At 45.6% G+C, this 13,431-nt stretch carries 12 protein-coding genes; 4 read left to right on the top strand and 8 right to left on the bottom strand.

Features of this window, described 5'->3' with window-relative positions:
• Positions 1 to 72 precede the first annotated feature (72 nt).
• From AK824_RS10260 to hutU, 8 genes are all read right to left on the bottom strand, one after another.
• The gene (locus AK824_RS10260) at positions 73 to 822 is read right to left on the bottom strand and encodes a PhnD/SsuA/transferrin family substrate-binding protein (protein WP_057761266.1); all 750 of its coding nucleotides are present in this window, start codon (positions 820 to 822) and stop codon (positions 73 to 75) included.
• Positions 823 to 825: 3 nt separating this feature from the next.
• The gene (locus tag AK824_RS10255; protein WP_057761264.1) at positions 826 to 1,320 is read right to left on the bottom strand and encodes a PAS domain-containing protein; all 495 of its coding nucleotides are present in this window, start codon (positions 1,318 to 1,320) and stop codon (positions 826 to 828) included.
• Between the two features lie 176 nt (positions 1,321 to 1,496).
• Positions 1,497 to 1,859: a roadblock/LC7 domain-containing protein gene (locus tag AK824_RS10250; RefSeq protein WP_010201036.1), complete on the bottom strand. Its 363-nt coding sequence runs from the start codon at positions 1,857 to 1,859 to the stop codon at positions 1,497 to 1,499.
• 244 nt (positions 1,860 to 2,103) lie between these two features.
• Positions 2,104 to 3,381: an imidazolonepropionase gene (hutI, locus tag AK824_RS10245; protein ID WP_413772221.1), complete on the bottom strand. Its 1,278-nt coding sequence runs from the start codon at positions 3,379 to 3,381 to the stop codon at positions 2,104 to 2,106.
• A gap of 97 nt (positions 3,382 to 3,478) precedes the next feature.
• On the bottom strand, positions 3,479 to 4,510 hold the full coding sequence (hutG, locus tag AK824_RS10240) for a formimidoylglutamase (protein ID WP_227511160.1): 1,032 nt from the start codon (positions 4,508 to 4,510) through the stop codon (positions 3,479 to 3,481).
• Positions 4,511 to 4,534: 24 nt separating this feature from the next.
• Positions 4,535 to 6,097, bottom strand: a complete 1,563-nt coding sequence (gene hutH / locus AK824_RS10235; RefSeq protein ID WP_057761259.1) for a histidine ammonia-lyase — start codon at positions 6,095 to 6,097, stop codon at positions 4,535 to 4,537.
• Between the two features lie 160 nt (positions 6,098 to 6,257).
• On the bottom strand, positions 6,258 to 7,622 hold the full coding sequence (locus AK824_RS10230; RefSeq protein WP_057761257.1) for a YjiH family protein: 1,365 nt from the start codon (positions 7,620 to 7,622) through the stop codon (positions 6,258 to 6,260).
• A 70-nt stretch (positions 7,623 to 7,692) separates the two neighbouring features.
• Positions 7,693 to 9,411, bottom strand: coding sequence for a urocanate hydratase (gene hutU / locus AK824_RS10225; protein WP_057761255.1), 1,719 nt, complete (start codon positions 9,409 to 9,411; stop codon positions 7,693 to 7,695).
• Between the two features lie 366 nt (positions 9,412 to 9,777).
• Between hutU and AK824_RS10220 the strand changes: the two genes are divergently transcribed.
• The 4 genes from AK824_RS10220 (at position 9,778) to AK824_RS10205 (ending at position 13,378) form a co-directional block, all read left to right on the top strand.
• Entirely contained in the window at positions 9,778 to 10,551 is a 774-nt protein-coding gene (locus tag AK824_RS10220) for a UTRA domain-containing protein (RefSeq protein ID WP_057762592.1), read from the top strand.
• A 429-nt stretch (positions 10,552 to 10,980) separates the two neighbouring features.
• A complete protein-coding gene (locus AK824_RS10215) occupies positions 10,981 to 11,817 on the top strand; it encodes an amino acid ABC transporter substrate-binding protein (RefSeq protein WP_057761253.1) in 837 nt (278 codons plus the stop codon).
• Between the two features lie 74 nt (positions 11,818 to 11,891).
• On the top strand, positions 11,892 to 12,575 hold the full coding sequence (locus AK824_RS10210) for an amino acid ABC transporter permease (RefSeq protein ID WP_179797881.1): 684 nt from the start codon (positions 11,892 to 11,894) through the stop codon (positions 12,573 to 12,575).
• Positions 12,576 to 12,634: 59 nt separating this feature from the next.
• A complete protein-coding gene (locus AK824_RS10205) occupies positions 12,635 to 13,378 on the top strand; it encodes an amino acid ABC transporter ATP-binding protein (RefSeq protein ID WP_057761251.1) in 744 nt (247 codons plus the stop codon).
• The last annotated feature ends 53 nt before the right edge of the window (positions 13,379 to 13,431 follow it).

The raw sequence follows: 13,431 nt of genomic DNA, 5'->3' as shown, positions 1-13,431 counted from the left end.
AATGATGTCGTACAACAAGCGATGACTTCATCTCGCAAAATAGCGCTTGATATCAATATAATGATCGAGCGACTAGTCCAATAACGTTTGCATTAAATCAATCATAAATTCGGCATCTTCTTCGCTCATCGGCTCAAATCCTTGAGGCATACCAAGTTCAGCTAATGCTTCTTTACCATCGTCATCGTTGTGCAAACTGAGGATGGCTTCTAGGAAGATTGGCGCATCGGGAAAGTCTTCTTTGACAAGGAGTACATGACTGATATCAGCCAAGTCACTTTCGATAAGTACCGATAGCTGAGTCTTGGTCAAACGTGAAAAGCTATGAAAAATCTCTGCCAAAAAAAATGCGACTTGGGCTTCACCTTTGATGACTTTGCGGGCAGCCGCTTGATAAGTCTCGGTCACATCCCAGTTGAGATCAGAGGCTTCTATATCGACGGCTTCTAGCAAGCGCAAACCAATCAGTTTGACATCTCGGTTGTCGGCCATCGCGACAGTAGCCCCTGCTTGAATGTCTTCCAAACGGCTAATAGCGCTATTGGCTGCGGCTGCAATGACCATCTCGTCAGATTTGCCGATAGGTCGGGCAATGGCTCGATAGCCTTGCTCTCGGATGAGAGTGGCTGCATCAAAAGGGTTGGCATAAATGATTTGAATGTCACCGGCACTAATGACCTGCTCTTGCTCAGCGTGAGAGGCAGGAATATTGAGATGCATGTTTAAGTTGGCACGTTTTTGAATCAAGGTGTTGAACATGTGCCAGCCTGCAAAGCGATCAGGCGAAAAATCAGGGGCGATTAACATATTGTGTGTCGTCATGACTTAGCATTCCTCATCTTGTTTCATTTGGGCATATTGAGTCATCGCTGCTTCAATTTTGCTGCGTGATGGTTTGCGTCGTACCGAGGTGTAGCCGACGGTTTCGCCGCGACGCACGTTAGGTACGACGGTTGCATAGACCCAATAATGACTGCCGTCTTTGCATAAGTTTTTGACATAGCCATGCCATTTTTGTCCAGACTCAGCAGTACTCCATAAGTCTTTATAGGCGGCTTTTGGCATATCAGGATGACGCAAAATATAGTGCTGTTGGCCAATCAATTCATCTACATGATAGCCACTGATTTCGATAAAGGCATCGTTGACGTGAGTGATGATACCGTCGAGATTGGTACGCGAGACAATCAGTTTGCCATCTGGGTAGGGGCGCTCTATACCAGTATCATAGACAGTCCGTGAGGTGCCATCATGATAAGTCATCGTGATTTGCTCAGCAGGCATATCGGGTTTGTGTGCATCAGGGATTGGAGAACCCATGGTCATCTCCTTTATTGATCGTTATATCGTCAATCCTCTATAAATTGGATACGGTGTCAGCCTTGCTTAGCCTACTACTTGTAGTACTTTCACTCGGTTTTCTTATATTCAAATTATATTGAACCAACTATGTTTATAGTAATTAAAAGCTAATAAATTCGATAAGCAGTCGCTAATCAAATGAGCTTTGCCAACGCTTCTGAGGCACGCTTAATATCTAGGAATATCAAGCCAAGCTTGGCATTGGGTTTTGCCATGATGGTGAGTACTGCTTCATCGCCTGATGAGGTCATGATGACGTAGCCTTTCTCGCCTTGAATCATAATGCGATCGATACTACCGCGTGCCAACTCTCGTCCTGCACGGTCACCTAACGATAATAATGCTGCTGACATAGCACCCACGCGATCTTCATCCACGCCAGTTGGTAGAGCTGAAGCAATCATAAGACCATCGTTAGAGATTAGCGCAGATGCTTCAACATCTGCTGATGAACTGTTTAAGTCTTCCAATATCTGCTGAAATGAATCTGTACGCATATCGCTTTCTCTATACTGTTTGTTAATTTTTATTTATGAACTATAGTTAGCCAAAAATAACCCTGTTTAAAAAAGGGTATTATAAATCCTTACTAATAATATTGATATAGAAAATCCCTATTTAAAGTAAGGTTATGAAGTTTTTTTTCTTCAATTTCATAAAATTTGCAACATTGTTATTAAAAAAGCCCCAATCACTCAATGATTGGGGCTTTTCTAATGACGATAAATAAAGGTAGGTTGATTACAGTGTCTCGCGCCATTGTCCTTGAACCATGATACCTTTGATAGGGTTTAAGCCCATCTGATAGGCCAAGTCAGCGGGACGAGCGATATCCCATAGCGCTAAATCAGCATCGCAGCCCACTTCTATTCTGCCTTTGTTAGATAGTCCTAACGCTTGTGCTGCATAAACAGTCGAGCCTGCCAGTACTTCTTCAGGGGTGAGGTAAAAAAGCGTGCAGCCCATATTCATCGTCAATAACAGCGACGTTAACGGTGAGGTGCCAGGGTTGCAATCAGTCGAAATTGCCATAGGAACTTGATGTTTACGTAAGGCTTCAATCGGTGGTGGCTTAGTGTCACGTAGCGTATAAAATGCTCCTGGCAATATCACTGCAACGGTATTGCTAGCCACCATTTTTTTGATGTCTTCCTCTGACAAGTGCTCTAGATGATCGCTCGATAGGCCATTATATTCAGCAACCAAAGCACTACCACCTATATCAGACAGCTGCTCAGAGTGCAGTTTGACTGGTAGATCCAATGAGCGAGCTACTTCAAAGACTCGTCTGATTTGTTCTGTACTAAAGGCGATATTTTCACAGAAGCCATCGACTGCATCGACTAAACCTTCTGCATACAGAATTGGCAGCCACTTGCAAACTTGCTCAATATAGTCGTCCGCACGGTCTTTGTACTCAGTAGGTAGGGCATGCGCCGCTAGGTAAGTGGTGCTTACATGAATGTCGTGCTTTTCACCAAGCTGGCGAGCGACCGTGAGCATTTTGCGCTCAGTATCTAAGTCCAAGCCATAGCCCGACTTGATTTCGATGCTGGTGACGCCTTCTTTAATGAGGGCGACTAAACGTTTTTCACTTTGGGCAAATAGTGTCTCAATACTGGCCTCGCGGGTGGCACTAACGGTCGCGACAATACCGCCGCCTTGTGCAGCAATGTCTTGGTAACTGGCACCTTGCAAACGCGCTTCGAATTCATTGCTACGATTGCCGCCATAGACGATATGGGTATGACAATCGATAAGCCCTGGGGTTATCCATTTACCATCGACATCTGTGACTTGATTCTCTTCATAATGAGGCAGATGCGCAGTGATTTCGTCATGTGCCCCAAGCCAAGCAATTTTGCCGTCTTTAATACCGATAGCCGCGTTCTCTAACTGACCGTATGGGACGCTATCAGCGTGCTCATTTTTGTCATCACTTGTATCAATACCAAAACCATAATGCGCTGAAAAGGTGGCGATATTGGCGTTAATAATGATGTGGTCAAATGATGTCATAGTAGATTCGTCGAGCGTTTTTTCTATAGGATTTTTCAATACGGAGTTCTTTGATTTATTCATAATATGCTCCTAAATTATTGGGAGGCTAATGTGTTTAAGTGATAATTAAATGCTGTTTTACAATAGTCGCTAGTAAGCGAGCAGCAACTTTGCAGCTACGACTATCAATATCAAAGGTAGGATTGATCTCAGCAATGTCTGCCATTTTTACTTTGCCTGATGCCATAATGAGTTTAACCATACGCTCAACAAAGCCTAACTCGATACCAAAGGCGGCAGGTGCGCTCACTCCTGGGACAATACTAGATGGCAAACAGTCCATATCGATGGTTAAATACACGATATCGACCTGATCTATAAAGCTTTTGACCTGCTTAGCAAGTGTGTTCCAAGGCTCATAATGACAGTCTTCATCACTGATGACCTGTACGCCCAATTGCTCAGCGCGATCAAAGAGTGCTGCCGTATTAGAAAACCGACTGACGCCGATACAGTAATAATGGAAGGGTTGATCGTGTGCGTCAAGGTGCTCGGCAATCTGGCGAAACGGCGTCCCAGAGGTCGCAACATCAGACTGACGAATATCAAGATGAGCATCAAAATTAATAATGCCGATAGTAGGCGTGACATTGGCATTGTTCGTATTTTCTAAGGCCTGCCATAATCCCAAAAAGCTACCATAAGCGACGGCATGACCGCCACCAAGTCCGATGGGTAGACCACCTTGCTTGACGATTGCACTCACTGCATTGGCATATTTGAGCTGAGCTTGCTCAAGAGAGCTGTCGGCAAAGCCATCATTATCATCACAATGAATGTCGCCAGCATCACCTAATAAGGATGACAGCTGACCATCAAAGCGTTGTTGCAACTCGGCAATGACTGGCAATGCAGCGAACGCGCGACGAATCAAAGGTGGTGCTGCTCTTGCACCCACGCGCCCTTGATTGCGTCTGACCCCTTGGTCACACGCAAAACCAACCAGCCCAATATGCTGCTGCTCATAAGGCTGGGCGAGCTGATACCAGTAGCGGGCGCGTGCAGTCTCAAACGGCTCAGCACGGCCTGTCCACTGAGTCATATCAGCAGGTGTATGGCTAATGGGTATGGTTGCTACTGTCATCATTGCTCTCCTTTAACCAGTTAACCGTTACTTAGACTCGTACCAGTCGCTACGCAGTTCTTGCCAATGCTGAGCAAGTGTACCGTCTAGTACTAACTGTTTGGCTGCCTCGATATCTGGGGCTAAGTAACGATCTTTATCATAGAACGTGACTTTCTCGCGTAGCTTTTGATGCGCCACTGTCAACGGCTCTGATGTCTCGAGTCCGCGATGGAAGTCGATACCTTGACCAGCAGCCAGTAGCTCAATACCGATGATGGTGGCGGTGTTTTGCGCCATCTCGTATAGGCGGCGTGCGCAATAGGTGGCCATAGACACATGATCTTCTTGGTTGGCAGAAGTCGGGATACTATCGACGCTACCAGGATGGGCGATAGATTTGTTTTCTGAAGCCAGTGCTGCGGCGGTTACATGCGCAATCATAAAGCCTGAGTTTACCCCAGCATTATCAACCAAGAATGGCGGCAGACCACCTGATAGAGTCGCATCGATTAGCAAAGCGACACGGCGCTCAGACATAGAGCCAATCTCAGCGATTGCCAAGGCTAAAATATCAGCGGCAAAAGCGACTGGCTCAGCATGGAAGTTACCACCTGATATGGCGACAGGACCATCTTCGTTGTTGAAAATAAGTGGATTGTCTGTTACCGCATTAGATTCGATTAGCAGCGTTTTCCCTGCTTGATTGATGATATCAAGACAGGCACCCATGACCTGTGGCTGACAACGCAGGCAGTAAGGATCTTGCACTCTATCGTCTTGCTCGCCATCGTGTGAAGCACGAATAGCGCTGCCTTTGATTAGCTGACGATGTGCCTTAGCGATTTCTATTTGACCATGATGGCCACGTACTTCGTGAATACGCGCATCAAACGGTGAGTCTGATCCTTTGGCAGCATCAATCGACATCGAGCCGACGATGGTTGCTGTCTCAAGTAAATCACGCGCTAAGAAATAACCCCGTAATGCCAGCGCGGTTGATACCTGCGTACCATTGATTAGTGCAAGGCCTTCTTTGGCTGCAAGGGTAATTGGCTTAAGTCCATGCTGCGCTAGGGCATCAGCGGCAGGCACTTTTTTACCGTCAACAAAGACATCACCTTCGCCCATCATTGCCAGCGTCATGTGTGACAACGGAGCTAAGTCACCAGATGCACCAACTGACCCTTTGGCTGGGATATTGGGTGTGATTTGATTGTTGATTAAGGCAAGTAAACTATCTACCACCTCGCGACGTACGCCAGAGACACCTTGCGCCAAACTGGCTACTTTCATCACCATAATCAGTCGTACCACGCCTGCAGGGAGAGCTTCACCAGTACCCACAGAATGAGAAACGATTAGGTTGCGCTGAAGTAGCTCAAGTTGGTCGTCACTGATACGCGTCTTTGCCAATAGGCCAAAACCGGTATTGATACCATATGCACTTTTATCTCGTGCAATGATGGTGCGCACATCTTCATGTGAGGCATCTATCGCTTCATAAGCACTCTCAGGTAATGTCAATATGACAGGCTGCTCGTAGATATCACGTAGCATTTTAAAGCTAAGCTGGCGAGGGTATAGGGTTAGTTGTTTGATGTCGTTCATAGGGGTAATCCTAGTGTTGTAAGTCATATAGTCATTCCACTATAAAAGTATTACAGCGTTAACCTCGTTTGAATTGAGGACACGCCCTAGTATCTTTATTAAAATGAAGTTGTTAAAAGGTTTTTAATCAACGAAATATCTATTATTGGGTTTGAATTTTCTAACCAATCCAATTGAGGTGCATAGCTAGCTGTCCAAAGGCTGCAGCCAATAAAATACTGAGTACCACGCGCTCGAACCAAATGACGACCATTTTGCCAACAGAGATAGGAATCTCGGTGGCAAGCACGCATGGAATCATGGCTGAAAAGAACAGCACACTGCTAATGGAAATGACCCCTGCGACATAGCGTGTCAGAATATCTGCTTCACTCAATAACAACGCTGGCAAGAACATTTCAGCCAATCCGGCTGACATACCTTTGGCAGCGACGAGCGGCTCTGGTAAGCCGCCAAGCCATGTAAAGGGATAAAGAAGCAAGCCCAACGCATCAAATACGGGCGTATATTTTGCCAATAGCAATCCAGTTAAGCCGACCGCGATGATAGATGGCACAATGGCGGCTGCCATCGTTAGACCGTCGCGAAAGTTAGACCATAAGATTTGTTTGAGGTCAGTGGCACGGCGCGAAGTAGACAAGCCTAAATCAAATGCTGCTGCTAACCGTGTACCACCTTTATGATCTAAAGCGGGACGTTCGACATGATCATCAAAGAGACTGATAGGTGGAATACGAGCTGTAATCGCAGTGACAATAAAGGTAATTACTAGCGTAGACCAAAAGAACACGTTCCAAAATTCCATTAGACCAAGCGTTTTGGCAACAATCACCATAAACGCCGCTGATACAGTCGAAAACCCAGTCGCAATGATAATAGCTTCACGCGCTGAGTATTGCTTTTGCAAGTACACGCGATTGGTGATGAGCAAGCCAATAGAGTAGCTACCGACAAAGGAAGCAACGGCATCAATCGCTGATGAACCTGGTGTTTTCCAAATAGGTTTCATAATTGGCTGCATGAGTACACCAACCATTTCTAGTAAGCCGAAGCCAACCAAGAATGCCAAAATCAGCGCCCCAAGCGGTACAATCATACCGACTGGTAAGGCCAACTTTTCAAACAAAAATGGGAGCATGTCCTTTTCCATCATAAAGGCAGGTGCAAGGTCAGCCACATACATCACTGCCAACATCAGACCAATGACTTTAAAAGTAGTCATAATCATGTGAGTGATATTTGTACGCCACGAGCCATCGATGAATGGCTTACTCACGCCATATAGCATGAGTAAAAACAACAGCGCTACAGACAGAGTATGCTGCTGAGTGACCAGATAGGTCGCGCCATGATCGAACAAAATCGTACTTTTCTCACCAATGGTAAATGGCACAAAAAACATCACTAAACCGATCGCACTGAATAGGATCAGCTGTATTAATGCGATAGGGGTTGATAGTAGTTTTTTCGATGATGTCGTTGTAATTTCATCGTTTAGACTAGATGTCGTATTTTGCTCAATCATATTATCCTCCTTGATAAGACGCCGATTATGTCCTTATGGTAATTCATTGCTCATAAGAACAAGGGACAAACTATTTAATCATTGGCAGATTTAAACCATAGTCTTTCGCTGTTTTAATCGCCAGCTCATAACCTGCATCGGCATGACGCATGACGCCTGAACCGCAGTCATTGACTAACACGCGTGACAATCTTTTGGCTGCGGCGTCTGTACCGTCTACGACAATGACCATACCTGAGTGCTGTGAGTAGCCCATGCCAACGCCGCCGCCATGATGCAGCGATACCCACGTCGCACCGCCTGCCACGTTCAGCATGCCGTTTAATAGTGCCCAATCAGATACGGCGTCTGAGCCATCTCTCATGCTCTCGGTTTCGCGGTTTGGACTGGCAACAGAGCCCGTATCCAAATGGTCACGACCAATGACGATAGGACCTTTTAGCTCACCGTTTTTGACCATTTCATTAAATGCTAAACCTGCTTTATCACGCTCACCAAGCCCTAACCAGCAGATACGCGCAGGCAAGCCTTGGAACTGAATGCGCTCTTTTGCCATATCTAACCAACGATGAATATGTTTGTTTTCAGGGAATAGTTCTTTAATTTTTTGATCAGTCTTATAGATATCTTCTGGATCACCTGATAACGCTACCCAGCGGAATGGGCCTTTGCCTTGGCAAAACAGCGGACGAATATATGCAGGGACAAAACCTGGGAAGTTAAAGGCATCTTTAACGCCTTCATCAAAAGCGACCTGACGGATGTTGTTACCGTAATCAGTCGCTGGAATGTCCATCGCTTGCAAGTCTAAAATCGCTTGGACGTGTACGGCACAAGACTGAGCAGCGGCTTTGGTCAGTGCGGCATGTTGCTCTGGATCTTCTTGGGCGGCTTTCCATTCCTCTACCGTCCAGCCGCTTGGTAGATAGCCATTGATCAAGTCATGTGCTGAGGTTTGATCGGTGACCAAATCAGGCTTCATGCCACCATCGTTAGCACGCTTGACCATCTCGGGTAAGATATCTGCGGCATTGCCAAGTAGGGCGATAGAGACGGCTTCACCCGCATCGGTATGTTGTTTGATTAACTCATAAGCGTGGTCAAGATCATCTGCTTGCTTATCGACATAACCAGTACGTAAGCGGAAATCGATACTAGACTGCTGACACTCGATGTTTAACGAAGTCGCACCTGCAAAAGTCGCGGCTAGTGGCTGCGCGCCGCCCATACCGCCAAGACCCGCGGTCAAAATCCAACGACCCGCCCAGCTACCGTCATAATGCTGACGACCCGCTTCCACAAAAGTCTCATACGTACCTTGGACGATGCCTTGCGTGCCGATATAAATCCAGCTACCTGCAGTCATCTGACCGTACATAAACAGGTCTTTGCGATCCAACTCGTTGAAGTGCTCCCACGTTGCCCAGCGCGGTACAAGGTTGGAGTTGGCAATCAAGACACGCGGTGCGTTTTCGTGTGTTTGAAACACGCCGACTGGTTTACCAGACTGTACTAGCAACGTCTCATCATCTTCTAATTCTTTTAGTGATTCTAAGATTTGATCATAGCTTTCCCAGTTACGGGCTGCGCGTCCGATACCACCGTAGACGACCAGGCTTTTTGGGTTTTCTGCCACATCAGGATGCAGGTTGTTTTGCAGCATACGATAAGGTGCTTCGGTCAGCCAGCTTTTGCAATGTAGCGTGCTACCAGTAGGCGCAGCAATATTACGGCTCTCATCACGGCGAGTCAGCTTAGTCTCTTTGTTGGTTCCATTGTCAGTAGTCATGATCATATCCTTGTGATAGCGAATAGGGCGATAAAGTCATCAAAGTAAGTGTCTTACAGTCAGCCTAGGTATTTATCTACTAAGCATTCATCTAAATTCATAAAAATATCGAATCGATAAAACAAATTTTCTAGCACTTCTGTAAAGTTGTATATACAAATTATCAAAGATACTTTTTTCATGCAAGGTTTTTTTTCATGAGCTGATTATTTTTGTTATTCACTCAGTCGATTTAGATAACACCGAGTGAGTTGAAAAGTGCCCTAGTCAATACTGAACGCTCAGACATTTTGACTAAGGCTTGCGTGATGGTCTCGTGATATTATGTGGTCATTCCTATTAGCAAAACTGACGGTCAAGGCGGATATGACAAAGACGATTCCGGCGTATCAACGCATAAAAAACGCCATACTAGACAATATTCATTCTGGTAAGTGGCAAGCGGGCAACGCGATTTCGACAGAAATGGCATTGGCTGAAGAGTTTGGTGTGTCACGAATGACGGTCAACCGTGCGCTAAAAGAGCTGAGCGAGGAGCGGGTGTTAGAGCGTCGACAAGGGTCGGGCACGTTTGTCGCGCAGCAGCAGTTTAATCATACCTTTGTTGAGGTACGCAACATCGCTGAGGATTTAAAGTCGGCCAATCGCGACTATGAGGCACAGGTCGTGAGTAAGCGTGCTATTACGGCTGATATGCTCGATAATGAGCTGCGTCGTAAGTTTGGTATTGATGAAGGGGCTATAATTGATGAAGGGGCTACGTCTGTAAACGCGATTGCTCAGACAGATGCTAGTGATGAAGCTGTCCTGTATGAAGTAAAAATCATTCACTTTGCCGATGGTCAGCCCATACAGTTTGAAGAACGCTGGGTCGATGCCAAAAAAGTGCCAAAATTTATCGATCAGGATTTTAGTGTAGTCAATACCAGTGATTACTTGATTGCCAAAAGTCCTCTAGAGAGTGGAAGCTATACCATCCGAGCATTGGCAGCCCCTGATGAGATTGCTGAGTTTTTGCAAATTGCGCCGCAGTCACCAACGCTTGTGTTGCGTCGGCAGACCTATTCGGCTGGCCAAGTCGTTACCTTTGTAAAGATGTGGCATGCGGGTGATCGCTATCAGTTCTCAGGCGAGTTATAGCAGATATAGTCAAGCCTATATAAATCCGCTACATGGTCATCCTCGCTAAGCATACTAATGTATAACTTGCATTCGGTTTGCTTGTATCGAAATTATATTGAACTGTCTATAGCTTACGTATGCTCACTGATTTTGTACGTTTTTCTGTCTAAAGTGAGATACTATATCCATAAGTTGCTATTTAATAAGATAGCAATTGGCGCTAATTAAACTCGTCAGAATATTTGAACAATCGTTAAAAATTAAAATATAATATAGAAACAGTATTGAAAAATAGCCCGAATAACCTCAAATCGGGCAACCAAAGCCGAATATCATAGAAGAGCTTATATTGTTCTTCTGTGTCGGCTTGTCCTATTTATTAGCACCGTATATTTTATTAGCATTATGCGTTTTTACTTTATTCATTCACTCTTATAAGGACGTCTTATGAAACGTCGTACTCTTTTAGCCCTTGCCGCCAGCACTATGTTCCTTGCTGCTTGTGGTCAATCTACTACCAACGAAGCCGATACCAGTGCAACTGACAGCGCTGCAACAGGCGGTTCTGATTTACTACAACGTATCAACAACGGCGGCACTATCAACGTCGGTACAGAGGGTACTTATCCTCCGTTCACGTATCATGATGAGAGCGGCAAACTAACGGGTTATGATGTCGAAGTAACGCGTGCAGTGGCGGATAAACTAGGTGTAGACGTTGAGTTTAAAGAAACCCAATGGGATGCGATGCTGGCAGGTTTGGATTCAAAACGTTTTGATATGGTGGCTAACCAAGTTAGTTTGACCACGCCTGAGCGTAAAGCAAAATATGACAAAGCAATGGCTTATAGTTGGTCAGGTGCGGTTGTATTGGCACCTACTGATGACAACCGTTATAGCTCGTGGGAAGGTCTAAAAGGCCTACGTACGGCGCAATCACTTAGCAGTAACTACGGTGAGCTTGCAGAGCGTTATGGTGCAGAGATCGTTCCTGTCGATGGTATGGCGCAAGCGATTCAATTAGTAAAGCAAGATCGCGCTGACTTTACGATGAATGACAATCTAGCGGTATTGGATTATCTCAAAAAGTTCCCAGATTCTGATCTTGAGATTAAGCTAACTGCACCTGCTAGCGAGTTACGTGGTTCAGGCCTAGTGCTTATCAAAGGTGATGATGAAGTTGTAGCTAAATTAGATGAAGCAATGGCTGAATTGGCGGCTGAAGGTACGCTAACTAAGCTTAGCGAACAGTTCTTTGGTGCTGATATAAGTCAACAAAAATAATGTCAGTTTCTATCATGTCAGCTTCTGTAATGTCTACATCATGGTTCGCGGACTTATTGGCCGTATTGCCATTTATGAGTCCTGATCGAGCGCAGATTGTCATCTCGTCGTTTTGGCCAATGCTCAAAGGCGGTATCTATTATTCGATACCGCTGGCATTGATCTCATTTGCGATCGGTATGGCCATTGCACTGACAGTGGCATTGATTCGTATCATTCCGCGTGCCACTTGGTTCCATGAAATCATCTATCGGCTCGCTCGCGTCTATGTGTCCGCGATTCGCGGTACACCGATGCTGGTTCAGCTGTTTATTATTTTCTATGGTCTGCCAAGTGTCGGGGTGAAGCTTGATCCCTTTCCCTCAGCGATTATTGCATTCTCATTGAACATCGGTGCTTATGCATCGGAGACAGTGCGTGCTTCGATTTTGTCAATACCAAAAGGGCAGTGGGAAGCAGGATCGACGGTTGGCTTGACGTATCTACAGACGTTTCGTCATGTGATTTTACCGCAGGCGCTTCGAGTATCGGTGCCGCCGTTGTCCAATACCTTTATCAGTCTGGTAAAAGATACCTCACTTGCCTCATTGGTACTGGTCACTGAGCTATTCAAACAAGCGCAGATTATCACAGCTCGTAACTATGAGTTTATGCTGGTCTATACAGAAGCGGCGATTATCTACTGGGGTATCTGTCTGTTCTTGACCTTTATCCAAGGCAAGCTTGAAACTCGGCTAGACCGTTATGTAGCAAAATAAGCTACGTAGTAAAATAAATTATGGCTCAATAGACACGCCCTAGCACAACAGGAATTTTTATGATCAAAGTCACTAATATTCATAAAGCCTTCGGTGGCAACCAGGTGCTAAAAGGCATCGACTTGACCATCAATAAGGGCAAAGTAGTCGTAATATTAGGACCTTCAGGATCGGGTAAAACCACCTTTTTGCGTTGTTTAAATGCGCTAGAGATTCCTGATCAAGGTGTGATTGCTTTTGATGACGATAGCTTGAGCGTCGACTTTGCCACTAAGCCAAGCAAAAAAACGCTACTAGCTTTACAGCGTAAGTCAGGTATGGTGTTTCAGTCTTATAACTTGTTTCCACATAAGACAGCCATTGAAAACTTGATGCTTGGGCCTACGGTCGTACAAGGGCAAAGCAAAGCGCAAGCCCGTGAGCAGGCATTGGTACTACTTGAGAAAGTTGGACTGTCGGACAAAGCAGATCTCTATCCATTTCAGCTATCTGGTGGTCAACAGCAGCGTATTGGTATTGCCCGTGCGCTTGCTATTGAGCCGTCGCTATTACTGTTTGATGAGCCAACCTCTGCGCTTGATCCAGAGTTGGTACAGGATGTGCTTGAGACGATGAAGCAGCTAGCCTCTGAAGGTTGGACGATGGTCGTGGTAACTCACGAAATCAACTTTGCCCGCGACGTTGCCGATCATGTTGTACTGATTGAAGATGGTCATGTCGTCGAAGAAGGCAGTGCCAAGCAGCTGTTTGAAGACTCAAAGCATCCTCGTACGCAGGCATTTTTGCAACGTATTGAGCAGTAAAAACGTTTGTTTTTGCGTAAGTAATAAAACAAAAAGCCCCAATCATGATGCCA

Source organism: Psychrobacter sp. P11G3 (genome assembly GCF_001435845.1).
Taxonomy (GTDB): domain Bacteria; phylum Pseudomonadota; class Gammaproteobacteria; order Pseudomonadales; family Moraxellaceae; genus Psychrobacter.
The sequence above is the reverse complement of the archived record's forward strand: the minus strand, read 5'-3'. Positions and strand labels throughout refer to the sequence as shown.

Bases quoted from the DNA above. Each gene is read 5' to 3' on its own strand.
- AK824_RS10260 (WP_057761266.1), bottom strand. From the start codon at position 822: ATGACGACACACAATATGTTAATCGCCCCTGATTTTTCGCCTGATCGC.
- AK824_RS10255 (WP_057761264.1), bottom strand. From the start codon at position 1,320: ATGGGTTCTCCAATCCCTGATGCACACAAACCCGATATGCCTGCTGAG.
- AK824_RS10250 (WP_010201036.1), bottom strand. From the start codon at position 1,859: ATGCGTACAGATTCATTTCAGCAGATATTGGAAGACTTAAACAGTTCA.
- hutI (WP_413772221.1), bottom strand. From the start codon at position 3,381: ATGACATCATTTGACCACATCATTATTAACGCCAATATCGCCACCTTT.
- hutG (WP_227511160.1), bottom strand. From the start codon at position 4,510: ATGATGACAGTAGCAACCATACCCATTAGCCATACACCTGCTGATATG.
- hutH (WP_057761259.1), bottom strand. From the start codon at position 6,097: ATGAACGACATCAAACAACTAACCCTATACCCTCGCCAGCTTAGCTTT.
- AK824_RS10230 (WP_057761257.1), bottom strand. From the start codon at position 7,622: ATGATTGAGCAAAATACGACATCTAGTCTAAACGATGAAATTACAACG.
- hutU (WP_057761255.1), bottom strand. From the start codon at position 9,411: ATGACTACTGACAATGGAACCAACAAAGAGACTAAGCTGACTCGCCGT.
- AK824_RS10220 (WP_057762592.1), top strand. From the start codon at position 9,778: ATGACAAAGACGATTCCGGCGTATCAACGCATAAAAAACGCCATACTA.
- AK824_RS10215 (WP_057761253.1), top strand. From the start codon at position 10,981: ATGAAACGTCGTACTCTTTTAGCCCTTGCCGCCAGCACTATGTTCCTT.
- AK824_RS10210 (WP_179797881.1), top strand. From the start codon at position 11,892: ATGAGTCCTGATCGAGCGCAGATTGTCATCTCGTCGTTTTGGCCAATG.
- AK824_RS10205 (WP_057761251.1), top strand. From the start codon at position 12,635: ATGATCAAAGTCACTAATATTCATAAAGCCTTCGGTGGCAACCAGGTG.